The organism is Pseudomonas sp. 30_B (assembly GCF_017491605.1).
Lineage (GTDB): Bacteria > Pseudomonadota > Gammaproteobacteria > Pseudomonadales > Pseudomonadaceae > Pseudomonas.
The window spans coordinates 1-428 of sequence record NZ_JAFGYY010000418.1; the positions used below are offsets into that span (position 1 = coordinate 1).

Sequence of the window (428 nt, forward strand, 5' to 3'; positions counted from 1 at the left end):
ATGTCGTACATGCCGATCGGCCACGTCTATTACGTGCTGTGGCACGCGTTCATCGCCTATCACGCCGGGCTCTTCGCCCTGCACGCGCTCGGCTATCACCCGGCGGTGCCTGCGCTCGTCCAGCAGACGATGCACGTCGTCGACTTCCTGGCGGTGACCTGGCTCGGGCCGAACTTCGTGCGCAGCTTCTGCATCAACTTCATCAGCTCGAACATGCACTACTACGGCGATATCGATTCGCGCAACGTCGTTCAGCAGACACAAGTGCTGAACCCGTGGTGGCTGATCCCGGTGCAGTTGTTCTGCTTCAACTTCGGCAGCACGCACGCGATTCACCACTTCGTCGTGCGCGATCCGTTCTACATTCGCCAGTTGACCGCGAAGCGGGCGCATGCGGCGATGCGCGCGGTCGGCGTGCGCTTCAATGA

At 61.4% G+C, this 428-nt stretch carries 1 pseudogene; it reads left to right on the plus strand.

Annotated features, from left to right (window positions below):
• Positions 1 to 428: pseudogene (locus J5M67_RS28950) on the plus strand (fatty acid desaturase); the annotation flags it as partial.